The sequence below is a fragment of the Xanthomonas sp. MUS 060 genome (assembly GCF_000963215.1).
Classification (GTDB): Bacteria; Pseudomonadota; Gammaproteobacteria; order Xanthomonadales; family Xanthomonadaceae; genus Xanthomonas_A.
This window is the reverse complement of record NZ_JZIM01000001.1, coordinates 101,990-125,361: the sequence shown is the minus strand read 5'-3', so window position 1 is coordinate 125,361 and position 23,372 is coordinate 101,990. Positions and strand designations below refer to the sequence as shown.

20 protein-coding genes and 1 pseudogene are annotated in these 23,372 nt (G+C 63.7%); 10 read left to right on the top strand and 11 right to left on the bottom strand.

Going from position 1 to position 23,372, the window contains the following annotated elements:
- Positions 1 to 28 precede the first annotated feature (28 nt).
- Positions 29 to 439, bottom strand: coding sequence for a DUF2946 family protein (locus XANALMUS060_RS00490; protein ID WP_045736701.1), 411 nt, complete (start codon positions 437 to 439; stop codon positions 29 to 31).
- 260 nt (positions 440 to 699) lie between these two features.
- On the opposite strand from XANALMUS060_RS00490, the gene XANALMUS060_RS00485 reads away from it, so the two are divergent.
- On the top strand, positions 700 to 1,899 hold the full coding sequence (locus XANALMUS060_RS00485; protein ID WP_045736700.1) for a HAMP domain-containing sensor histidine kinase: 1,200 nt from the start codon (positions 700 to 702) through the stop codon (positions 1,897 to 1,899).
- A 21-nt stretch (positions 1,900 to 1,920) separates the two neighbouring features.
- Here the strand turns inward: XANALMUS060_RS00485 and XANALMUS060_RS00480 are convergent, their stop codons facing one another.
- Positions 1,921 to 2,904 (bottom strand): LysR family transcriptional regulator, encoded by a 984-nt coding sequence (locus XANALMUS060_RS00480; RefSeq protein ID WP_045736699.1) that lies wholly within the window; start codon positions 2,902 to 2,904, stop codon positions 1,921 to 1,923.
- A 381-nt stretch (positions 2,905 to 3,285) separates the two neighbouring features.
- Between XANALMUS060_RS00480 and cysK the strand changes: the two genes are divergently transcribed.
- Both cysK and XANALMUS060_RS00470 read left to right on the top strand, forming a co-directional pair.
- Positions 3,286 to 4,245, top strand: a complete 960-nt coding sequence (cysK, locus tag XANALMUS060_RS00475) for a cysteine synthase A (RefSeq protein ID WP_045737044.1) — start codon at positions 3,286 to 3,288, stop codon at positions 4,243 to 4,245.
- Positions 4,246 to 4,660: 415 nt separating this feature from the next.
- Entirely contained in the window at positions 4,661 to 5,761 is a 1,101-nt protein-coding gene (locus XANALMUS060_RS00470; RefSeq protein WP_045736698.1) for a Glu/Leu/Phe/Val dehydrogenase dimerization domain-containing protein, read from the top strand.
- 155 nt (positions 5,762 to 5,916) lie between these two features.
- Here XANALMUS060_RS00470 and XANALMUS060_RS00465 read toward each other — a convergent pair whose 3' ends face one another.
- Complete coding sequence (locus tag XANALMUS060_RS00465) at positions 5,917 to 8,742, bottom strand: autotransporter serine protease (protein ID WP_045736697.1); 2,826 nt, start codon at positions 8,740 to 8,742, stop codon at positions 5,917 to 5,919.
- 212 nt (positions 8,743 to 8,954) lie between these two features.
- Between XANALMUS060_RS00465 and XANALMUS060_RS00460 the strand changes: the two genes are divergently transcribed.
- The 6 genes from XANALMUS060_RS00460 to XANALMUS060_RS00435 all read left to right on the top strand — a co-directional run bounded on the left by XANALMUS060_RS00460 (position 8,955) and on the right by XANALMUS060_RS00435 (position 14,203).
- Positions 8,955 to 10,130 carry a thiolase family protein gene (locus tag XANALMUS060_RS00460; RefSeq protein WP_045736696.1) on the top strand — a complete coding sequence of 392 codons (1,176 nt, stop codon included), beginning with the start codon at positions 8,955 to 8,957 and terminating at the stop codon, positions 10,128 to 10,130.
- 122 nt (positions 10,131 to 10,252) lie between these two features.
- Complete coding sequence (locus XANALMUS060_RS00455; protein ID WP_045736695.1) at positions 10,253 to 10,594, top strand: hypothetical protein; 342 nt, start codon at positions 10,253 to 10,255, stop codon at positions 10,592 to 10,594.
- A gap of 388 nt (positions 10,595 to 10,982) precedes the next feature.
- Positions 10,983 to 11,336, top strand: a complete 354-nt coding sequence (locus XANALMUS060_RS00450) for a hypothetical protein (protein WP_045736694.1) — start codon at positions 10,983 to 10,985, stop codon at positions 11,334 to 11,336.
- A gap of 129 nt (positions 11,337 to 11,465) precedes the next feature.
- Positions 11,466 to 13,175: a diguanylate cyclase gene (locus tag XANALMUS060_RS00445; protein WP_045736693.1), complete on the top strand. Its 1,710-nt coding sequence runs from the start codon at positions 11,466 to 11,468 to the stop codon at positions 13,173 to 13,175.
- A 108-nt stretch (positions 13,176 to 13,283) separates the two neighbouring features.
- Positions 13,284 to 13,844 (top strand): polymer-forming cytoskeletal protein, encoded by a 561-nt coding sequence (locus XANALMUS060_RS00440; protein WP_045736692.1) that lies wholly within the window; start codon positions 13,284 to 13,286, stop codon positions 13,842 to 13,844.
- A complete protein-coding gene (locus XANALMUS060_RS00435) occupies positions 13,841 to 14,203 on the top strand; it encodes a hypothetical protein (RefSeq protein WP_045728341.1) in 363 nt (120 codons plus the stop codon). Before XANALMUS060_RS00440 ends, XANALMUS060_RS00435 begins: the two co-directional genes overlap by 4 nt.
- A 433-nt stretch (positions 14,204 to 14,636) precedes the next feature.
- Here XANALMUS060_RS00435 and XANALMUS060_RS00430 read toward each other — a convergent pair whose 3' ends face one another.
- From XANALMUS060_RS00430 to rlmD, 8 genes and pseudogenes are all read right to left on the bottom strand, one after another.
- Complete coding sequence (locus tag XANALMUS060_RS00430; RefSeq protein WP_045736691.1) at positions 14,637 to 15,923, bottom strand: NAD(P)/FAD-dependent oxidoreductase; 1,287 nt, start codon at positions 15,921 to 15,923, stop codon at positions 14,637 to 14,639.
- Positions 15,924 to 16,055: 132 nt separating this feature from the next.
- A pseudogene (locus XANALMUS060_RS00425) lies at positions 16,056 to 16,745 on the bottom strand (NAD(P)/FAD-dependent oxidoreductase); the annotation flags it as partial.
- Between the two features lie 203 nt (positions 16,746 to 16,948).
- Positions 16,949 to 17,701, bottom strand: a complete 753-nt coding sequence (locus tag XANALMUS060_RS00420) for an S-methyl-5'-thioinosine phosphorylase (RefSeq protein WP_200893995.1) — start codon at positions 17,699 to 17,701, stop codon at positions 16,949 to 16,951.
- Positions 17,702 to 17,768: 67 nt separating this feature from the next.
- Complete coding sequence (locus XANALMUS060_RS00415; RefSeq protein WP_045736690.1) at positions 17,769 to 18,323, bottom strand: hypoxanthine-guanine phosphoribosyltransferase; 555 nt, start codon at positions 18,321 to 18,323, stop codon at positions 17,769 to 17,771.
- On the bottom strand, positions 18,323 to 19,330 hold the full coding sequence (gene nagZ, locus XANALMUS060_RS00410; RefSeq protein ID WP_045736689.1) for a beta-N-acetylhexosaminidase: 1,008 nt from the start codon (positions 19,328 to 19,330) through the stop codon (positions 18,323 to 18,325). The genes XANALMUS060_RS00415 and nagZ overlap by 1 nt, the downstream gene beginning before the upstream one ends.
- Positions 19,331 to 19,420: 90 nt before the next feature.
- Positions 19,421 to 20,098, bottom strand: coding sequence for a DsbA family oxidoreductase (locus XANALMUS060_RS00405; protein ID WP_045736688.1), 678 nt, complete (start codon positions 20,096 to 20,098; stop codon positions 19,421 to 19,423).
- 102 nt (positions 20,099 to 20,200) lie between these two features.
- Positions 20,201 to 20,704, bottom strand: coding sequence for a CYTH domain-containing protein (locus tag XANALMUS060_RS00400; protein WP_045728347.1), 504 nt, complete (start codon positions 20,702 to 20,704; stop codon positions 20,201 to 20,203).
- A gap of 134 nt (positions 20,705 to 20,838) precedes the next feature.
- The gene (gene rlmD / locus XANALMUS060_RS00395) at positions 20,839 to 22,164 is read right to left on the bottom strand and encodes a 23S rRNA (uracil(1939)-C(5))-methyltransferase RlmD (protein ID WP_045736687.1); all 1,326 of its coding nucleotides are present in this window, start codon (positions 22,162 to 22,164) and stop codon (positions 20,839 to 20,841) included.
- A gap of 153 nt (positions 22,165 to 22,317) precedes the next feature.
- Here rlmD and XANALMUS060_RS00390 point away from each other — a divergent pair, with 153 nt between their 5' ends.
- On the top strand, positions 22,318 to 23,016 hold the full coding sequence (locus XANALMUS060_RS00390; RefSeq protein ID WP_045736686.1) for a response regulator: 699 nt from the start codon (positions 22,318 to 22,320) through the stop codon (positions 23,014 to 23,016).
- Positions 23,017 to 23,372: the final 356 nt, after the last annotated feature.

The following is a 23,372-nucleotide window of genomic DNA, read 5'->3' as shown; positions in this document are numbered from 1 at the left end:
CGCAGCACGGAAACAACCAACCTGTGGATCAACAGAACAGCGGGGGGCCGCGTGCGGGGTGTGCGCAACGCAGGTCGGCCGCAGCGAAAACACTGCGTACAGCCACGTCCGGAACCGGGCTGCAGCGCCAGGGCAACAATGCCAGCAACAGCGCCACCCACGGCAGCAGACGCGCGACCAGCAAGCAGTAATCGCAAGCCGGCGCGTGCGCCAGCCCAGCGTCATGGTGATGCCCGTCCTCGTCCTGCGCCGCTAGCACACTGCCCGCGCGCCCCGGCAGGCGCAGGCCGCTGCTGGTACACAACGCCTGGCCCTGCAACGTCACTTCACTTGAGAGCGCCTGCTGGCAACGACTGATCAACGGCGCCAACAGCAACAACCCGACCGCCAACACGGCGAGGGCGGCATACAAGGATGATGGCTGGCGGAAACGGAACATGATCCCAGTCTAGTCCACGCTCACCAGCACGCCAACGCGACGCGTGGTCGCAGCCCGCGCGGCAACCGCCTATCGACGCTCCCCACACAACACGGCGCGCATGCGCGCTTCACCGACACCCGTGAGACGAAGCATCCGCTGGCGTATGGCCTGACCAGTACGAAACGCAGGCCACCCGCGCCAGTCACCCAGGGCACGATGCCAGCAGCACCGCGCGCGATACCCTAGACTTGGCCCCCTATGCCGTCGGACCGCGCCGTATGTCCACCAACGAATCCGCCGTTCTCCCTGTTCATTGCGCCATCAAGCCGCACAACGAAGTGCTGCGTTTGGATGCACTGCACAGCTACGCGATCCTGGATACGCCACGCGAACCCGCTTTCGACGATATCACTCGGCTGGCCGCACTGATTTGCCAAGCTCCAATCGCTGTCGTCAGCCTGATCGACAGCGAACGACAATGGTTCAAGAGCGAGGTCGGGCTGGGCATACGGGAAACCCCACTGACCATCTCCATGTGCGCGCATGCGCTGCTGGAAGACGATCTACTGCTGGTGCCGGACACACGCGAAGACCCACGCTTCGCCAACAACCCCCTGGTAACCGGCGAGATGCACCTGCATTTTTACGCGGGCGCATTGTTGAAGACCTCCGACGGTCTCCCCCTGGGCACAGTGTGTGTGTTGGACCATCGCCCACGGCACCTCTCCTACGAACAGATCGAAGCACTGCGCGCATTGGCACGGCAGGCGATGGCACAACTGGAACTGCGCAAGGCGCTGCATCTGGCGCAAGAGTCCAACCACTACCGCAGTCGCTTGCTGGCCATCGCCGGCCACGACCTGAAAGCGCCCTTACGCACCGCCTCCTATGCACTGGCCAAGGTGCAACGCCAACTCGGCGACGCCGGCGCGTTGCCGTTGGATGCCGCCCGCGCCGCCTTGAACCAGGTGGCGACCGGGCTGGATACGCTGGCCACCAGCGCGGCCAGCGGCGAGTTCAGCCTGCCGACCTTGCACTCCCTGCCCCTGGCCGAGGTGCTGGCACCGATCCTGGAAACCTGGCGCCCCCAGGCCAAAGCCAATGGAGTGCAACTGCGCAACGTGCCGACCACGCTGCGCGTACACAGCAACGCGCCGCTGCTGTCCACGTTGTTGGGCAATCTGATCGGAAATGCAGTCAAGTACACCGCGCATGGCAAAGTCCTGGTCGGCTGCCGTCGGCGCGGCGACACGGTGGCCGTGGAGATCATCGACCGCGGTATCGGCATGGATCCAGACAGCCTGCGCACCCTGTTCCAGGCCTTCCGTCAGGCCGATCCGCGCAGCGATGGACTCGGCCTTGGCCTATGGATCGTGCGCCGGGCAGCGGACACCCTCGGGTGCAACGTCGAGGTTCGCAGCCGCCAAGGGCACGGCAGCCGTTTCACAGTGAAGCTACCAGCAAAGACAGAACGCTGAGCCACCGACGCGGCGACAACGTCAGTCGATGCGGGCCTGAGTCAGCGCTTCCCAGCGTGGCGGCAACGGCCAATCCGGCGGTTGATTGCCCTTCATGACCCGGCGCAGGTCACGTGTATCGATTTGCGGAGCAAGCGCATGCACCAGCTCCAAGGCATAGTCGCGCAACACGCGATCGCGCGGTAGCACGGCCCAGGCGATGCATTCGGGAATCTCCGCCGGCGCCGGCCATGCACGCAGATCCGTGTCGTTGGCGCCGACTGCCATCTCCGCCAGCAAGCCAACACCCAGCCCGGTACGCACGTAGGTCTTGATCAGATCCGCATCGAGCGCGGTCAACGCAATACTCGGCTCCAAGCCAAGGCCAGCGAATGCGCGCCGCAACGAAGATTCGGCACGGACCGAGGATTCGTAACTGATCAACGGCTGCGCCGCCAACGCCGCCATGTCCGGCGCCCGCGTCGGCACATCCAACGTGTGTCCGCGCGGTACCAGCACCAGGCGCCGCCAGCGGTATAACGGCACCGCGATACCAGCACCCGGCGCATTGCCTGCCGTGCTGACGATGGCGATGTCGGCATCCCCCTGGCTCAGCAGATCCAGCGCAGCGCTCTCGGCAGCCTGCTGCAAATGCACGCTGACCTGCCGATAGCGCTGCTTGATCCTCGCCACCGCCGGCGGCAGCACAAAACGCGCCTGGGTATGCGTGGTGATGAGGGTGAGCTGGCCCTGGCTCTGGCGACACTGGTTAGCGGCATAGGTGCGGATATTGTTGACCTCGGCCAGCACCGCGCGCGCGCGCGCGATCACCTCCCGACCTGCCGCAGTCACCGCCTCCAGACTACGCCCCTTGCGCACGAACAACAGAAAACCCAACTCGTCCTCGAGTTGTTTGAGTTGCTTGGACAACCCCGGCTGCGTGGCATGCACGCGCGCCGCCGCCAACGTGATGTTCAGATCGGCATCGACAATGGCGATGAGGTAACGAAGCTGGATCAGTGTCATCGGAACAAAGGCAAGGCGACATCTGGTGGAGGAATCACGACTGTAGTGGAAATCGGCCTCAGCTCATAACCGAGGGCAATATGCCCGGACAGAAGATGATTTCCCGCCATCAGGCACGCACGCTAAGGTCGTCGCTGCTTTGCCTATCTCGTTGCTTTCCCTATCTCTCGTATTACGCTTCAGCATGCGTCCTTCTGTGATTGCCACAATCATGACCATGCGCAGTCGCTGGGCCTGCACCGCAAGGCCGCGCCGGATAGACTGCCCGAGAGCGCATTGGCACGGGAACAACGGATTGTGGCCGTGTCGCGGGCGCATCTGCAGGCTGGCGGCGCCACTCATGCACACCGCCTGACCCGCCCCCTTCCGGAGACACTGCACATGGCGATCTACGACAACATCCTCGACACCATCGGCCACACGCCAGTGGTCAAGCTGCAACGACTGGCACCGAAGCACATCAGCCTGTACGTCAAAGTCGAAGCGTTCAATCCTGGCGGCTCGGTCAAAGACCGCCTTGCCCTGGCGATCGTGCTCGACGCCGAGGCGCGCGGCCTGCTCAAACCCGGTGACACCATCGTCGAGGCGACCTCCGGTAACACCGGCGTGGCCCTGGCGATGGTCGCTGCCGCTCGCGGCTACAAGTTTGTCGCGACCATGGTGGAGACCTTCTCGATCGAACGGCGCAAGTTGATGCGCGCCTATGGAGCCAAGGTGATCCTGACCCCGGCCGCCGAACGCGGCAGCGGTATGGTGCGCAAAGCAGAAGAACTCGCCAAGGAACACGGTTGGTTTTTGGCACGGCAGTTCGCCAACCCGGCCAATCCCGCCTACCACCGCAACACCACCGCTGCGGAGATCCTGCGCGATTTCGCCGGCCGCCGGCTGGACCATTTCGTCAGCGGCTGGGGCACTGGCGGCACCCTGACCGGCGTCGGCGAAGTGCTGCGCATCGCACGCCCGCAGGTGCGCATCATCGCCAGCGAACCGGCCGGCGCGGCCATGCTGCAAGGCCAGGAATGGAAACCGCACAAGATCCAGGGTTGGACACCCGACTTCATCCCCGAAGTCCTCAACCGCTCGGTGTACGACGCGGTACTGAGCGTGGAGGACAACGCAGCCATCGCAGTCTCACGCCGCCTCGCCGCCGAGGAAGGCATTTTCACCGGCATTTCCGGTGGTGGCACCGTCGCCACCGCATTGCAGGTGGCCGAAACCGCCACGCCCGGCGCGGTGATTCTGGCGATGCTACCGGACACTGGCGAGCGCTACTTCTCCACACCGCTGTTCGCCGACATCAACGAAGGCAGCGACGACGACTGGCTGGCCGGGCTGCCGTAATCGCATCAACCGTGTTGCATGCCACAGTGCGGCATGCAACACGGAGGATTGCCCATCTTGGTTAGATGCCAATGCCCGCTCGATCCGCGGCGGGGTCAGGTCCAATCACCGCTAGCCTGTGCCAGCTTCGTCTTGACTTGGCAAAGCGCCACCATGACCGCCGACTTGCGCCGGACAATCCAACACTCGATCCGCTTCTCCTGCATGACTCAAGTCATCGGTGTCTGCTTCGAAACGTGACACCCACGCAGGATTTCAGCGGGTCATTACATCGGCGCACAATTGATTTAAGATGCCGTATCGCGACGATCAGGGCCAGTTCCGAAACCGTCGCGTTTTTTCGTTTTGCGCCACTTAAACTAGGCAAGTTCCTGGAAACACGGTATTTGACACCTGTAACGCCAGCGGAGCCCCCATGCTTTTCGAAACACTTGCCACCAGCGGCCACGAACAAGTCGTCTTCTGTCACAACCACGATATCGGCTTAAAAGCGATCATCGCCATCCACAACACCGTCCTTGGCCCCGCGCTGGGCGGCGTGCGCATGCGTCCCTACGCCACCACTGAATCGGCGCTGCAGGACGCACTGCGGCTCAGCCGCACGATGACCTACAAGAACGCGCTGGCCGGGCTGAACATCGGCGGCGGCAAGGCCGTGATCATCGGCGATCCGAAAACCGATAAATCCGAGGTGCTGCTGCGCGCTTTCGGTCGCTACGTGGATTCACTGGGCGGGCGCTACATCACCGCAGAGGACGTGGGCACCGACGTCAACGACATGGAGCAGATCTACCTGGAGACCGAATACGTCACCGGCGTGCATCAGGTCCACGGCGGCTCCGGCGATCCGGCCCCGTTCACCGCCTACGGTGCGCTGCAGGCACTGCTGGCCTCGTTGCAACGTAAATTCGGCCACGAAGAAATCGGCAAGATCAGCATCGCGGTGCAGGGTCTGGGTCACATTGGCATGGAGTTGGTGAAGCTGCTGAAGGAACGCGGCGCCAAGCTGTACGTGACCGACCTGGATCCGGCACTGGTCGAGCGCGCAGTCGCCGAATACGGCGCCGAAGCGGTGACGCCCGAGGAAATCTACGACGTCGCCGCCGACGTACTGGCACCGTGCGCGCTGGAAAACGCCATCGACGAAGCCAAGCTGCCACGATTGAAGGCGAAGATCGTCTGCGGCACCGCCAACAACCAATTGACCAGCGCCGCCGTGGGCGAGGAACTGCATCGCCGCGGCATCCTCTACGCGCCGGATTACGCGGTCAACGCCGGTGGCGTGATGAATGTGTCGCTGGAGATCGACGGATACAACCGCGAACGCGCGATGCGCCTGATCCGCAGCATGTACCACAACCTCGGCAAGATCTTCGACCTGTCCGAGCGCGAGAATATCCCAACGCAACAGGCTGCCGACCGCATCGCCGAAGCACGCATGCAAGCCATTGGCAAGCTCAAACTCCCACTGGGCCGCACCGTACCGCGCTCGATGGGGCATCTGCGCGGCGAATAATTCGCACCGCCAATGGCGCAAAGCCTCGGCCGGATCGCGGCCGACCGAGGTCACCACAAGCATCTTGACCCACGCGCCGATACGCCAACGCACTGTCACGGTCCGCACCGGAACAGCGCGATCCAAATCCCTCGGCAGCGCACTGCCGCCCGGGGTCAGAACCCCAGGCGGTAGCGCAGCGAGAACACGTGATCGTCGCCGCGCGGACCGAAGCGTTGGTCGTAGCCCAGCCCGAGGACCGAGGTGTTCCAGTGCGTCTGCAGGCTCGCGCCGAACAGACCACCGGCGCGTGCCGGTTGCAGATCGACCAACGGCGCCCACGCGTCCACGCCGACAAAGCGGGCCTGGCGATCCAATCCCTGCGCGGCCAGGGTCTGCTGCCACTCGGCATAACCCTGCAGCGACCAGCCATGGCCGCCAACGCCAGTGCGCAGACCCGCCAGCGCTTGGCTACGCGAGGAAGACGCGGCATCGGCCATGAGCCCGAATCCGTCACCGCCCTGCTCGTGGAAACCATCGCTGTCGATGCGGCTGTAGTCGGCGCCGACATACGGCGTCAGCCAAGCCGGGCCACGGCCCAGGCGATAACCAATCTCGACACTGCTTGAGAGGAAGCGCCCGCTATAGCGACTGGACGCATCGGCAACGCTATCGCCAAGCAGCAGACTGCGATCGAGCTGGCGGCGGTATTGTCCACTACCCAGTTGCGCCAACGCATACGTGTTGCCGGACATGGCACCGAAATACGCCTGACCCTGCACCTGACGATTGCGACTACGATCCAGGCGACCGGCATCGTTGGCGTGACTCTCGCCGAAGGCGACACCGGCCACCGTATGCTCGCCAAGACGCATATCCTGACCCATCAGCCAACCATCGAACTGGAACTGACTGCCGGCAAAGCTGCCCTGCCCGGTCTCGCCCAGTTGCTGACTCCAGGCACCGACCGCACGCGGCCGCGCGACCAGCAGATCGAACCGGCTGGACAGTGCGCGCCGCTGCAGATCCATCGTGTCGAATGTCATCGCACCGGCAGCGGCGTGGGCTTCGCCGGACAGACTGCGCAAGGTTGCCGTGGCCGCCGCCACCGTCGGCGACTGCTGTACCGCGCCAGCGGCTTTCAACAAGTCACCATCGACCGTCGCCGGTGCCTTCTGCAGTTGCGTATTGAGTCGCGCGAACGCCGCATCCACACGGCTGGCCGAAGCCAGGGTGGCCGCATTGTTGACGCCGAAAGCAGCCGCAGCCGCGGTGACGCTCAACGACTGCAGCGTGATCGAAGCACTGGTGGCATCGTAGGACAGCGACGCGGTCACGAACACGTTCGACGGCGAGGTCACCGACGCGAACGTACCGGTCAAACCACCGCTGGCTTCCAACACCTTGTAGGCGGTGTTATTGGCCACGTAGTCGTGCTTGCCCAGCACGTACAACGCACCGCCCTGCAAGGTCGCAGTGCCGCCGGCCGAGAGCTTGTCGCCCACCAACAGGGCCAACCGACCATTGCTGGCCTGCACGTAGCTACCGCTCAGGCTCAAGACCGCCGCCCCGACCTGGAAAGTACCGGCATTGACGACATTGCCGCCCAGCGCCCCTGTCCCGATGAAAGTGGCGCCATTGCTGATCGCCACGTTCGAGTTGCCCAGGCTCGCCGCGCTGAGCGTTCCACCTTGTACCTGGGTATCGCCGCTGTAGGTGTTGTGCGTACTGCTCAAGGTCAAGGTCCCGTTGCCCTGCTTGATCAGGCCGCCACTACCGGAGATATCGTTGGCCCAGGTCGAACCGCCATCGAACGCGACAGTGACATCGCCCCAGTCGAACCGGGCCGGCCCCTTCACCGCCTTGCCGATGTTGAGCAGGCCGTAACCGAACACGGAGTCCACCCCGGGCGCGCCCAGGTCGGTGGCGGTGCCGAGCAGGGTCTGCCGGACCAAATCGTTGGTGAAGTACGGGAAGGCCTGCCACACCAGCGTCGCCGCGCCGGATACCAACGGAGTCGCGAACGAGGTACCGCTGCCGTAGTAGTAGGTTGGACTGGAGGTGGACGTGGTCGCTTTCGGATCGACGAACACTTCGGTGCCTGGCGCAACCAGGCAATAACGCATCGCCGCGCCGCAAGCATTGGAATAGGAGGCTAACTGCGTCCCGGTCGTCGAATCCACTGCAGCCACCACCAGCCAGCCGCGCTCCAGGTCTGCGGCCGGAAGCGTCCCGCCGGGTCCAGGCTGGCTCGGCAACGAGGCGATGTCAGACGGCGTGGCCTTGGACTCGTTGCCCGCCGCGAACACCACCAAACCGCCGTTGCCATGTACGAACGGACGGTAATCATCGGCGATCGCGTTGGTCGCGTTGGGATCGGTCCAGTAGACCCCTCCCCAGGAATTGTTCATCACCTTGACCCCGGCATTGATCAGATCCTGGTGCACGCCGCTTAAGCCGAGCCCACCGCTGACCTGATTGCCACTGCCGCTTCCATCATCCTTGGGCTGGGTGTCGGAGATGATGCGCGCCGACACGATCTGTGCGCCTGGCGCGATGCCGCCCGGCCAGGCACCGACTGGCTTACCAGCGGCGAGTTGAGAGACGGTGGTGCCATGGCCGACGACATCGTCAACGTTGACGTTGTTCTTGGACGGATCGACGTACACAAAGTTGGACACCACACGTCCGGCCAACGCCGGATGGTCGCGGTTGACCCCGGTATCGACGACGCCAATGCGATAGCCGCTGCCGTCGTAGCCGGCCGCCTGTGCCGTCAGGGCATTGGTCAGCACCAGATGCGCGTCGAACGCCGGTTGTGGCGGCGGCGGCGGAGAATTTGGCGGCGGCGGAGGAGGAGGAGGTGGTGGTGGTGGTGGCGAGTTAGGCGGCGGATTGCCGCCGTGGACCATGGGACTGCCGCCGCCATGCCCACCACCACAAGAAGTCAACGCAACTGCAACAGCGGCCGCCAGCAGCGACCGCGCCATCAATGTCCGCATATTGTTCCCCTTTGCCCTGAGCCGCGCGTCAATGCGCGCACTGATATTGAGTCGTCGCTCAATTAACAACAACCAACGCCCCACGTGAACCGCAACGAACTCTACACCGAAATGGCACACTCGCGACGATGCACAATCCAAACTCGGATTGGCATTGGCAGCAGCCGCAGTGCGACCGATAATCGATACCACCTATCCCCCAAGGGTTTGACATGACCGAGATCGTCATCGCTGCGGCCAAGCGCACTGCCATCGGCGCCTTCCTGGGCCAGTTCAATGGCGTCCCCACGCCAACGCTCGGCGCCGCCGCCATCCGCGCCGCGCTGGAGCAATCCGGCATCGCCACTGTCGACGTCTCTGAAGTCATCATGGGCTGCGTGCTTCCGGCCAACCTCGGCCAGGCGCCCGCGCGGCAAGCCGCGCGCGCAGCCGGCCTATCCGACGCCACCGGCGCGACCACCATCAACAAAGTCTGCGGCTCGGGCATGAAGGCGGTGATGCTGGGCCACGATCTGATCAAGGCCGGCTCGGCCAGCATCGTCGTCGCCGGCGGAATGGAATCGATGAGCAACGCGCCGCACCTGCTGCCCAATTCGCGCATCGGCAACCGTTACGGCAATTTTCAAGCGATCGATCATATGGCCTGGGACGGCCTGACCAATCCCGACGACGGCCAAGCCATGGGCGTGTTCGGTGAAGCGACAGCGGAGAAGTTCGGCTTCACCCGCCAGGACCAGGACGCGTTCGCGATCGCATCAGTCACCCGTGCACAGGCCGCGCAGCGTAACGGTGCGTTCGATGCCGAGATCGTTCCGATGCGCATCGCCACCCTTAAGGGAGAAGTGCAGGTCGCCAGCGACGAACAACCGGATAAGTCCGACATCGCCAAAATTCCGACCTTGAAGCCAGCGTTCAAGAAGGATGGCACGGTCACCGCCGCCAGTTCTTCCAGTATCTCCGACGGCGCGGCAGCACTGGTGCTACTCGGCAGCGACGATGCCGCACGACGCGGCATCACGCCGCTGGCGCGTATCGCCGGCCACGCGACCTTCGCGCAGGCACCGGAATGGTTCACCACCGCACCGGTCGGCGCGATCCGCAAGCTGCTCGACCAGGTAGGCTGGAGCCTGGACCAGGTCGATCTGTTCGAAATCAACGAAGCCTTCGCCGTGGTGGCAATGGTACCGATCAAGGAACTGGGCATTGACCACGCCAAGGTCAACGTCAACGGCGGGGCCTGCGCGCTTGGCCACCCCATCGGCGCGTCAGGCGCACGGTTATTGGTGACATTGCTAAATGCGTTGCGCAACCGCGGCGGCCGCCGCGGCATCGCCACCCTGTGCATCGGCGGTGGCGAGGCGACCGCAGTCGCCATCGAATTGATTTAATTAGAGTTAACCCCTGCAATACAAAAATGAATGCGCACACGCTTGACAGCCGACTTTGGCTTGTCATCATGTGAAGGGCGCGCACTCGCGCGTTGCCTAACTAAACGACGAGGATAGACACAATGAGCATCAACAAGCTGCTGATCGCAATGGCGCTAGGCCTGGCCCTGGCCGCGTGCTCGAAGCAGGAGCAGGCCCAGGACGCCGCGGCTTCCGCTAACCAGTCCGCCACCGAAGCGCAGGCTGCTGCTGACCAGTCCGCTGCTGCCGCTGCCCCGACCGCAGACGCCGCCCAGGCCGCTGCTGACACCGCCGCGACCGCTGCCAACACTGCTGCCGATGCCTCGGCCGCCGCCGCCGCTGCCCCGACCGAAGCCGCTGCCGACAAGGCTGCCGACACCGCCAAGGCTGCGGAAGCAACCGCTGACAAGGCCAAGGAAACTGCCGAAAAGGCCAAGAAGTAATCACTTCTCGCTTCAGGCAAGTCTGAGAAAGCCGCTGGTTGACCAGCGGCTTTTTCTTTGCCAAGCAATTTAATACCGATCCACAGAAGCCGCTATCGTCTGGGCTACTGCAACAGCTTTGCGGCAGCAACAAAAATTGCCACGCGATCCTCGTTGGCATCGACCTCGCACCACGCGTTCGCTATCGACCATTGCGCCAACCACGGCAACGCCCACCACCACCAATCCGCTCAGCGACATGCCGACGCACTCCGGATCATCTGTGGCAGGACCTGCCTACGGCGACACAGATTTCTGAATGTGAGCACGCACCTACACCTCGCCTTGACGCAGACTGCATGCCGTGGCAACCATGCTGCATCAGGCACCATGTCGACCGAGAACGCGCATGAACAAAACAACAATTTTGACCGTGTTAGCCGTGCTGACGCTGACCGCCTGCCAAGGCCCGGAAGCACAACAAGCGCAGCGCGACGCCAAGGCCGCCGCCGAGGAAACCAGTAAAGCCGCAAAGGAAGCCGCAGACCAGGTCGCGCAGACCGGACGCCAGGTCGCTGCCGACGCCCGCGACGCCGCGCATCGCGCGGCCAACTCCGAGTCGGTGCAAGATGCCACGGCCGCAGCCAAGGAGATGGCCGCCGATGCCAGCGAGGCCACCGCCGAGGCTGCAAAAAAAGTTGCCGAAAAAGCCCGCGAAAACGCCGACGCAGATCCGCATAACGCTCACCGAGAACATCACTGAGCTGCGCCCGCGCCCGCGCCTTCACCTGCGCGGACGAGGGAGCGCAGATTTTATGCGACGGCCAGCATCCGGCGGCCTTTTTTCGTGACATAGGCCGAATGTGGTTCACGCGGAGCGCTCACTTTGTCAATGTCGACTCTTCATCGCGTGCAGGCCAGAACCCGTTTTGCTCTCCTCTTCTCGGCCACGGTATTCGTGGTGATCGGGTTTGGGGTGTTCTCGGGTGCGCAACATGCGCTTTCCAATGCCGCGCTGGTCGCGCATACGCACGAAGTGCTGCGCAACATCGACGAGGTGCAGTCCACGCTGCTGCTGACCGAATCTTCCTTGCGCGGATACGAGCTGACCAGCAACCAAGCCTATCTGAGCACCTACCGCGACAGCGCTGAGCGCGTACCGCGGCAACTGGCGCAATTACGCGCATTGGTGGCGGATAATCCGGTGCAGATCGCCAACCTCCGCGCCCTGCAGCAACTGGCGAACACACGCCTGACGCAGATGCGACAGTTACTCGACATCTACCAGCGTACGGGCCTCATCGGCCTGCAGCGCGCGATGGGCACGGAAGTTTTCCAGAATTCCAGCGCGATCCGCGATCATATGCAGCAGATGATCGAACTGGAGCAACGATTATTGCAAAGCCGTGATCGCTCCAACCAACGCAACTCCGACCTGCTGTTGGGTCTGGCGCTGGCTGGCATTCCATTCGGCCTGGGCAGCGTCTGCGTGGTCTACGCGCTGTTGTTCCGCGAATTGCGCAACCGCAGCGCGGCCGAACAGGCCGCTTCGGTCGCCAACGAAAAGCTGGAAGCCAGCATCCTGGAGCTTGAGCGCACCAGTACCGACCTCAATGCACTCAGCCGCTACTCCGGCCTGCTACAGAGCTGCATGGATCCGACCGAGGCATTGGCAGTGACTACGCGCCTGCTTGCCACATTGATACCCAATAGCGGCGGCAGCATCTATCTGCTGCGCGCCTCGCGGGACAAAGCGGAGCAGATCGTCACCTGGGGGCAGTCGCCAGTGCGCAGCGAAGTGATGGTGGCACCGCAGGATTGTTGGGCGCTACGCCGCGACAAGAGCCACTTCGTCAACGCACAGCGGCACGACTCGGCCTGTACGCATATGCGCGACGATCCACAGAACATCGCCGCCAGTACCGCCTGCATTCCGTTGTCGGCGCAGGGCACGCAGTTGGGCTTCGTTTTCCTGGCGGGCGCTGGCCCCGGCCCACTGCCGCGCATCGCCATCGTCGAAGCCGCGGCCGAGCAGTTGTCGCTGGCACTGAGCAATCTGCGCCTACGCGAGTCGCTGCGGCTGCAATCGATCCGCGACCCGCTCACCGGCCTGTTCAATCGCCGCTACCTGGAAGAGTCGTTGCAACACGAACTGGCCCGCTGCGAACGCCATTCGATGCCACTGTCGCTGCTGATGCTGGACGTGGATCACTTCAAACAATTCAACGACCTGCATGGCCACAGCGGCGGCGACAGCCTATTGGCGGCGGTCGGGCAGATGCTGTCCTCGCGACTACGGGGCGAAGACATCGCCTGCCGCTACGGCGGCGAGGAATTCACCGTGATCCTGCCCGAAACCAGCCCAGAAGAAGCACTGGGGATCGCCGAGCACATCCGTGCCTGCGCCCAACAAATCAATGCCAATCTGGACGGCAAAGCATTACCTGGGGTTACGCTATCGATCGGACTCGCCAGCTACTCACGTGACGGCACCGTCGCCACGACCCTGTTGCGCAAAGCCGATGCGGCCCTGTACCGGGCCAAGCGCAGCGGTCGCAACCAGGTGCAACAGTACGATTCGGCACTGGATGACGCCGACTGAACCGCGCTTTCACGAGCGTGACGGAGGCGTCAATTGGCGATAAAAGTCACAAAATCGACGCGATAGAGCAGCCATAGTGGCGTCTTCCCCCGACTGGAGACGACCACCATGTCCATTTGGAAAGATCAGAGTTCAACGCGCAAGGACGGCCTCCCCCCCGTCCCCGGCAACGGTGCCGTGCCAGCGGATTCACACCCCGCCAGCGACGCACTCAGCAACGAACCGCTGACCAGCATTACGGCAGCCGCTCCCACACCAACCCCCGCCCCTACCCCTGTCCGCTCAGCGGCACCGGCAGCCAAGGAATCGCTGATCGCCGCCGACATCAGTATCGAAGGCAAGATCGAAGGCAGCGGCCATATTCGTATTGCCGGCAAGTTCAAGGGCGACGTCAACGTGCAAGGCGATCTGACCATCGAGACCGGTGCCAAGCTGAGCGGCGGCGTGCGCGCCGAGAAGGTCATCATTGCGGGCGAATTGGAAGGCAATATCGAATCGGCTTCGCGGGTGGAACTACTGACTTCCGGCGTGCTGATCGGCGATGTGAAAGCCGGCTCACTGACTGTCGCCGCCGGCTCGCGGATGCGCGGCCAGGCCGACTTCGGTTGGGATGACGACAAGCATGGCCGCAAGTCGGCCAAGGCCACGGAGTCTGACACCGGCGCATGAGTAGTCCGCGTCCTGGTACCCCGGGGGCGACCCGGACCTGCCCGCACTGCAGGGCCACGATCCTGGAAAGTGCCAGCGTCTGCCCGGCGTGCAAGCATCATTTGCGCTTCGACTCGGCGGTGCTGCAGCAATCGGCACCGTCGGCGATGGTACCGCTGCGCGTAGACGGCACCATCCGCCATCCCGCAGATGGCACCGCGTGGGAGTACAGCGTGCTGGTGAGTATTCGCAACGGCCGCGGCGAGGAGATCAAGCGCCAGTTGGTCGGGGTCGGAGCCATGCTCAATGGCGAGGAACGCACGTTCACCCTCTCGGTGGAGGCGACTCCAGTGAAGAACGGCAAACGGGGGAAACTCTAGGAGCGAGCGGTGCCATCCGCCGGGACGCATGGGGATAGCCCAGAACCACGGTGATGTCCTGTTGGCAAAGGACCAGACATCGCCATTGCCCAGCACGGAAAAAACAAACGGAAAATGGGGCCTTGCATCCTGAGCCAAAGGGTATTGATCAGCCCGCACAGCGAACACCTGCTGTGCGGGCAGCTAAGATCCCCACTTAAACGCACTCAGGTCAGATGCTAGCTGGTTCGGTGAATGGCGCTACGCCAATGTTTTCGCAGTTCACCGCCTGCATTACGTGGACACTGCCGTAAGAACGGCTACTCACTTGCGTCGAAGATGCAGAACTTGCATTGCTGGATGCACTGCCGTCGCCAGGCGATTTCGCCACGACCTTGCCCGTGCGTTTACGCTGTGTCATCAAGAACCAAGCCTCTGCCAATCACAACTGCACTCAGCGCATCGGCTCGACGGGGCTCGCATCCGGGATCATCGCGATGCTGGATAAAGACGCTGCTGCTTCGCTCAACGACTGCAAGAATTCCGGCTCAAGCATCAGCTTGCCGAACCAACCACGCTGGGTCCCCGTGAGCACGCGCAGCATATGCCCACGGCCACCAGGGAGGCGCCCTGCGGGCAGCAGGCCGATGTCACGCACCCGCGCGGCAAGGTCGCGCTCGGACTGGAACAGCGGCGTCAGCCAACGGCTCCAGAATTGGTAGACCGCCACATGCGCCTGACGTTGCGCCTGATATTGAGCCAGCGCCACATCCAGATCCGGCGCCTCGCGCAGACAGACGCTCAACGTCCAGGCATCCATCAGCGCCATATTGACTCCCTGCCCAAGTTGCGGACTCATCGCATGCGCGGCGTCGCCAACCAACACTAGACGGCCACGGTACCAATGCCGCTGCACCGTATCGCGATAACTGGCGCGTGCCAGTTGTGTCGGCACCTCCACCTGCGCCAGGCGCTCACGCGCCTGCGGCCATAACTGCGCCACCTCCTCCAACCAGGCGGGCATGCCACGCGTCCGCCAGGCGTCGAAATCCGCAGTAGGCAAGCTCCAGAAGAAACTCAAGCGTGGCTCGGCATCACCCGGTCGTGTGCCAACCGGCAACAGGCCGATCATCTTGCGCGCGGCCACGTAGCGCTGGCGCAGTTCATCGGCGAAAGCCCAGTCGCCGTGTGGCAACAGGCACCACAATGCACCCCACGGATAGGCGCGATCCAAGCGCGTGCCCTGCACCTGTGCACGCAGCGCCGAGGCTGCGCCGTCGCTGGCGATCACCAAATCAAACGGGCCATGCCAGTGACCGCGCTGATCCTGCACCCGGCGCAGGCCATCATCGATCGCCACAATCTGCGTGTCGCGCTGCAGCTCGGCGTCGCCATCCCACGCCTGAGCCAGCAACGCGAACAACGCACCGCGCTGCATGCCCAGCCCGAACAGGCACGCATCCAGGTCGCGATAGCGGATGTCCATCACCGCACGGCCGCCGGGTGTCTCGCCATACAGACGCCGCACTGGCGCGCCGTAGACCAACGCCTGCTTGAGCAGACCAAGCCGCCACAGCACCTGCAACCCAGTCGGTTGCAGCAGGAAGCCGGCACCGACCGGACCCGGCTGCGGCGCACGCTCGAATACCTGCACTCGGTGACCATCGCCCGCCAGCAGCAACGCCAACGTCTGACCCGCCGTACCATAGCCGACGATGGCGATCTGCATCGCGCGTTTCATCGTATCCACTGAAACCGGAAATCCCCATCAAGACCACACATATTGCAAGAAACCCGGTTGCAGCGGGATTCAACACAAGCCGAATCTACGTAAACGCTGACTCAATCGGCATGACATCAGGAGTGAGCCACCCGCAGTAGGCAAGCTCCAGAAGAAACTCAAGCGTGGCTCGGCATCACCCGGTCGTGTGCCAACCGGCAACAGGCCGATCATCTTGCGCGCGGCCACGTAGCGCTGGCGCAGTTCATCGGCGAAAGCCCAGTCGCCGTGTGGCAACAGGCACCACAATGCACCCCACGGATAGGCGCGATCCAAGCGCGTGCCCTGCACCTGTGCACGCAGCGCCGAGGCTGCGCCGTCGCTGGCGATCACCAAATCAAACGGGCCATGCCAGTGACCGCGCTGATCCTGCACCCGGCGCAGGCCATCATCGATCGCCACAATCTGCGTGTCGCGCTGCAGCTCGGCGTCGCCATCCCACGCCTGAGCCAGCAACGCGAACAACGCACCGCGCTGCATGCCCAGCCCGAACAGGCACGCATCCAGGTCGCGATAGCGGATGTCCATCACCGCACGGCCGCCGGGTGTCTCGCCATACAGACGCCGCACTGGCGCGCCGTAGACCAACGCCTGCTTGAGCAGACCAAGCCGCCACAGCACCTGCAACCCAGTCGGTTGCAGCAGGAAGCCGGCACCGACCGGACCCGGCTGCGGCGCACGCTCGAATACCTGCACTCGGTGACCATCGCCCGCCAGCAGCAACGCCAACGTCTGACCCGCCGTACCATAGCCGACGATGGCGATCTGCATCGCGCGTTTCATCGTATCCACTGAAACCGGAAATCCCCATCAAGACCACACATATTGCAAGAAACCCGGTTGCAGCGGGATTCAACACAAGCCGAATCTACGTAAACGCTGACTCAATCGGCATGACATCAGGAGTGAGCCACAAAACGCCGCGAATCGCCGCGAATCGCTATCGGGCCGGCGCGGACAGCGTGCAGGCAGCGTAACGAAGCCTATCACCCACGCGCCAGCGCACCGATCAACTCCGGCAACCCCACCGAAGCTGCGTCCACATTGGCCAGCACCTCGGCCAGCGTGATTTCCTCTGCATCGCCGCAACCGGCCGCCCAGTTCGCCACGATCGCCAGGCAGGCGTAGTCCAGGCCAAGTTCGCGCGCCAGACCTGCCTCCGGCATGCCGGTCATGCCAACCAGATCGCAGCCATCGCGGCGCAGCCGTGCAATTTCAGCGATGGTCTCCAGGCGCGGCCCTTGGGTGGCACCATAGCAACCGCCATCGACCAACACGGCACCGCTCACGCGTGCGGCAGCCAATATCTTGCTGCGCAGCAACGGCGAATACGGGTGGCCGAAATCCACATGCAGCACCTCGCTGCCCGGCTCCTCGCATAGCGTGGAGATACGCCCCCAGGTGTAGTCGATCAACTGATCCGGACACGCCAACACGCGCGGACCGAAACGCTCGGTGATGCCACCCACCGTGTTCAATGCCAGCACCCGTGTCGCGCCGACGTGTTTTAACGCGGCAAGGTTGGCGCGATAGTTGATCTTGTGCGGCGGCAGCGCGTGACCTTCGCCGTGGCGGGCCAGGAAGGCGATGCGCTGGCCGAGCAGTGTGCCGATCCGCAGTGGACCGGATGGGCTGCCGTAACGCGTGTCGACTTCGCGGGTCTCCACCTCGTCCAATTGTGCGAGCTTATAGACGCCGGTGCCGCCGATGACGGCCAATGCGATGTGGTCCATGCCAATCCTCTTGCAGAACGTGAGCGCGCCGACGGCCAAACGCCGACGCCCAGGGCGATGCGCGGATCGCGCGCTATTGCTTCATCGCGTAGATCGCAGGCAAATTACGCAGGCCTTCGTTGACGTCCATGCCGAAGCCGAACACGTAACGATCCGGCACGTCCACGCCGCTGTAGTCAGCACTCAAGCCGTCGACGCAGCGGTCGTGACGTTTGACCGCGAGCGCCGCGATACGGACGTCGCTGGCACCCTGCTCCAGGCACCATTGGCGCACCGCCAGCAGGGTCAAGCCTTCGTCGAGAATGTCATCCAGCAGCAGCACGCGGCGACCGTAGAGCGCGGTGGCTGGGCGATGCTTCCACACCAACTCGCCGCCGACGGTTTCGCCGCGATAGCGAGTGGCATGCAGATAATCCAATTCCAGATCCTGACCACGGCGACCCAGTTCCAACGCCAATTGCCCGGCAAACGGCAGTGCGCCATGCATGATGGTCAGGTAGACCGGAATATCGCCGCGGTAGTCGGCGGCAATGGCATCGGCCATGCGCGCGATGGCCTGATCGAGCTGCGGACGATCGACCAGCAGGTCGGCATGGGCATGGACCTGGGCGATGGTGAAGGTAGACATCAGGCGATTTTCCCGAGAGTGGAGAGCAGATGGGCTTGGGTGTGGCCGTAACGGGTATCGGCCAGCAAGCCATCCCAACCGAGGCCGCCGCGACCGATCAACCCGAGCAGCGCAGCGGTATTGCACGGACGATCACGCACGGCCAGCAACGACTCTGCGACCAGTTCCGGATGGCAGACCAGAACCACATCGCAGCCGGCGTCCAGATGCGCGCTCACGCGCGCAGCGACGCCGCCCACGGCGAATGAAGCGGCCATCCCGATGTCGTCGGAGAACACCACGCCACGGAAGCCGATTTCCTGACGCAGGATCTGCCCAATCCAGCGCGACGAATAGCCAGCCGGCTCCGGTGCCACCTGCGGGTAGACCACATGCGCCATCATCACCGCATCGGCACCGGCGGCGATGCCGGCGGCGAACGGGACCAGATCTTCCTGAAGCAGCGTGTCCAGCGCGCGCGGATCCTCGGCACGGTCGACGTGGGTGTCTTCCCGCACCGTGCCGTGGCCTGGGAAGTGCTTGAGCGTAGCGCCCATGCCCACGCTGTGCATGCCACGCACGTAGGCGGCGACAAAGGCGGCCACCACGTGCGGATCGTCGCTGAAGGCCCGATCACCGATCGCGTGATTGCCGCGCGCCAGATCCACCACCGGGGCGAAACTCAGGTCCACGCCACTCGCACGCACCTCGCTGGCCATCAGCCAGGCATGCTGCTCGGCCAGTGCGAGGGCGGCTTCGGGATCGCGCGCATAAAGCGCACCTAAGCTCTGCAGCGGCGGCAATGCGCTGTAGCCTTCGCGGAAGCGCTGCACGCGACCGCCTTCTTGATCCACACAGATCAGCAGCGGCCGTGGCGCAGTGGCGCGGATCGCCGCACTCAGTTCAGCCACCTGCGTGCGCGAGGCGAAATTACGTTTGAACAGGACCACGCCGGCCACCGCGTCATGCTGCAGCCAGTCGCGTTCTTGCGCGGTGAGTTCGGTACCGGCAACGCCGATCGCGAGCATGCTTGGATCTCCTGCCAGCGCTGTGGGAGCGCGTCTGGGCCGGTATTGTCGCAGATGCCGAAAGCGGCAACAGGACAACCGGATGAGCAACTAGGGCGCGCAGGCATCCGCGCCGCAATCGCGTCCCGATGCAGAGGCATCCGGCAACAGACCACGCAAGGTCGCAGCGAACACCTCCGGCGGCTGCGCCCCCTGCAGCGCCTGGCGGCCATCGATGACATACACAGGCACCGCGTCAATCCCCATCTCCTGCGCTTGCTGCAACTGCGCCTGGATTTCGACCAGACCCTCGTCACCGTCCAGCAACGCCTGCACGCGCGCTGGCGGCAGGCCACCGGCGGCGCCAGCATCGAGCAATGTCTGCGTCTGGGCCAGATTGCGGCCCTGGGCGAAATGCGCGTGGAACAGCGCTTGGGCAACCGCATCGGCGTCGCCCTCGCGCGCGGCCAGCCACAACACCCGATGCGCCGGCAACGTGGTCACTCGCACCTGACCACGCCCAAAATCCAACGGCAGGCCATCGGCACGCGCAGTGGACTGGGTCTGCATCAAAATCTGCTCGGTCCGCGCAGGACCACCGAACTTGGACGCATAGGCCTCGCGTAGCGGCACCGGCGTGAAATCGGCCTCGGGATCGATCAGATACGGGTGCCAGTGGATGTCCAACGCCGCTGCATCGGCGCCGAGCAGCGCGATACCCTGTTGCAGGCGACGCCGCCCGATCCAACACCAGGGGCAGACCACGTCGGACCAGATATCGATGCGCATTGGAAAGCCTCGAAACTCATACACGATGGGATGCGAGACAGCATACGACATTGCACGACGACGACGGTTGCCGAAGCACCGTCGCCGTTTTCTACATACAACTCACAAGATTCCACCCTGCGACCAGCGACAAAACGGATGCGCGGCCAGGGCGGCGTTGTAGTAACGCCGATCATCAGTGACCTCGACACCGATCCAGTCGGGCCTGGAGAACACCTCATCGGGGCTATCCAGTTCAATCTCGGCCACGACCAGGCCTGCGTTATCGCCAAGAAACTCGTCCACTTCCCATAGATGCCCCTGGTGTTGCACCAAATGCCGACGCTTGTCGATCAGCCCGCCCACGCATAACGCCAACAATGCGCGTGCATCGTCCAACGGCAACGGATATTCGAATTCCTGGCGGGTATGCCCCAACTCGCGTGACTTGAAGTTGAGAAATGCCTGCTCGCCCTGTACGCGCACCCGTACCGACGCCTTCTCCGCCCCACTGGCCAGCGCCACTGGATCGTTGAGGTAGCCCTGCGCCATCGGGATGACGGCATGCGTCATCGTGCGCCAGCCATTGCAGGCAACCAGAAATTTACGTTCGATTTCGATCGGCATGATGGGACACTCGCGAAAATGGGGAGAGTGAGACGAGTCAGTGATGCGCACAGCTACAACGTGATCAACTGATTTGACGAAGACGAAAAAACACTACCGCCGTACAAACCGCCCTTCCACACACCGCGAGAAATCTAGCGCTCGAATACCGCGATGCTTTCCACATGCGCGGTATGCGGAAACATATCCATCGCTCCCGCCGCCTTCAACACGAAACCCTGCGTATTGACCAAATAGTTGGCGTCGCGGGCCAGCGAGCCAGGATGGCAGCTCACATAGACGATGCGCTGAAACTGCGTCAGCGGCAGTTGCTGCAGCACCTCCAGCGCACCGGAGCGCGGGGGGTCGAGCAGCAGCTTGTCGAACCCCTGGCGCATCCACGCTGCCTGACGTTGATCCTGGGTCAGGTCGGCAGCGAAGAACTGCGCGTTATCCAGACCATTGCGCTGCGCGTTTTCGCGCGCGCGCGTCACCAGCCCGGCATCGCCCTCCACCCCCACCACCTCGCGCACTGTCCGTGCCAGCGGCAAGGTGAAATTCCCCAGGCCGCAGAACAAATCCAGCACCCGATCGTCCGATTGCGTATCGAGCAAGGTCAACGCATGCGCAATCATCTGCTGATTGAGCGTGGCATTGACCTGGATGAAGTCCAATGGCCGGAACGCCAACTCCACGTCCCACTGCGGCAACCGGAACGACAGTGGCGCCGCGTGCGGATACAGCGGATGCACGCTGTCCACACCGACCGGTTGCAGGAAGATGGCGAAGTCGTGTTCCTGAGCGAAAGCGATCAACGCAGCCTGATCATGTTCGCTGAGCGGCTGCATATGGCGAAAGGTCAGCGCCACTGTGGCATCGCCGGCGATGAATTCGATCTGCGGAATGTCGCGCTTGCCGTCCAGGCGCTCGACCAGCTCGGCCAAGACCGCGATCTTGAGCCCAATCTGCGGAATCACCGTATGGCACACCGACAGGTCGGCGACGAAGCGGGGATCCTGCTCGCGAAAGCCGACCAGGGTCCGGTCCTTCTTCTCGACGCGGCGGACCGAGAAACGCCCCTTGCGGCGATAGCCCCAGGACGCGCCCGACAGCGCTGGCAGCACCGTCTGTGGAGTGACATGCCCGATGCGCTCCAGGTTGTCGGTCAGCACCTGCTGCTTGGCGAGGATCTGCTGGTCCTCGGCCAGATGCTGCAACACACAACCGGCACAGACACCGAAATGCGGACAACGCGGCGCGACCCGCTGCGGCGAAGCCTGCAACACCTGCAGCGTGCGCGCCTCATCGAAATGGCGGTTACGGGCCGTGGGCTCGGCGAGAACGGTCTCCCCAGGCAGCGCGCCGGCGACGAAGGCCACCTTCTCGCCCTCGCGGCGGGCAACGCCGCGACCATCGTGGCTCAGGTCGGCGATTTCGGTCTGGAAAGGGGTACGGTCGAGGCGGTTTCTGGATCGGGCCACGTGGCGATTGGCTGCGGGCTGAAAAGGGCGGCCATTGTCGCAGATGACCAGCGCAGGGATTGACTTGCACTGGTCACAACGACGCGGCACAGTGGCGCAGCGTCTGGGCAGACGCTACTACGATGTACCAACGCCGCATGGAGGCAACGAAAGATGGCATCGAATCAGGACCCTGTGACGCGACTGTTGCTGGTCGAAGACGACCCGATCAACCGCGCCTTTTTTCATGTAACGCTGGAATCCCTGCCGGCACAGATCGACCTGGCCGACTCCGTCGCCACCGCTCTCGCCCTGGCGCGAGTACGCGACCACGATCTGTGGCTGATCGACGCCAACCTGCCCGACGGCAGCGGCACCGAGCTATTGCAGCAGTTGCAGCGGCAGTGCCCCGGTACACAGGGCTTGGCACACACCGCCGACGCCAGCGCGACTCTCAGCGAGCAACTTTTACGCGCCGGGTTCGCCGAGGTGCTGTTGAAACCTCTAAGTGCAGAGCACCTGTTGCAACGCGTGCGCTGGCTGCTCGCGCGCGAGCACGCCACCAGCGCCCCGTCCGCCCTGGACTGGGACGAAAACAAGGCCCTTGCCGCGCTCAACGGCGAACACGCCCACCTGATCGCACTACGCGAACTGTTCCTGGCGGAACTGCCCGGCGCCCGCGACGCGGTCGCCTCGGCACTGCAACTCAGCGACGCGCAAGCGGTACGCGGCCACCTGCACCGCTTGCAGGCCAGTTGTGGTTTCGTCGGCGCCACGCGGCTGGCGGGTGCGGTACGCCAGTTGCACGGCGACCCCACCTCGACACAGGCGCAGCACCAGTTCAGCGAGGCCGTGGCGGCGTTGCTGCATTAGGTCTGGATAGCCGACTTGCGGCGAGATGCGTGCATGGACGTTCGCTCGCCCCAGCGATGGGACAGGATGCACTACCACACGAACAGTGGATAAAAACAACACTGAGCACTGTCTTGTGGACGCGGACAGCGCGCAGAAACCGCTGGGAGACATGAGGACACCGGGCACTGCCCGCATTTCATCGGCGAGGAGGCAGTCGTTTTGTGAGCGACTCTTTTGTCGGCAGGAGGACACCAGCATACGCGCCGGCACAGAATCGGCGTTCCGACCGATCCAGGCACCTGCTTCGCACAGACTGCCATGCTCGCTTGTGCTGGCTGCGTTATTTCCCTTGCCCGCCACGACGTCCCAACCAC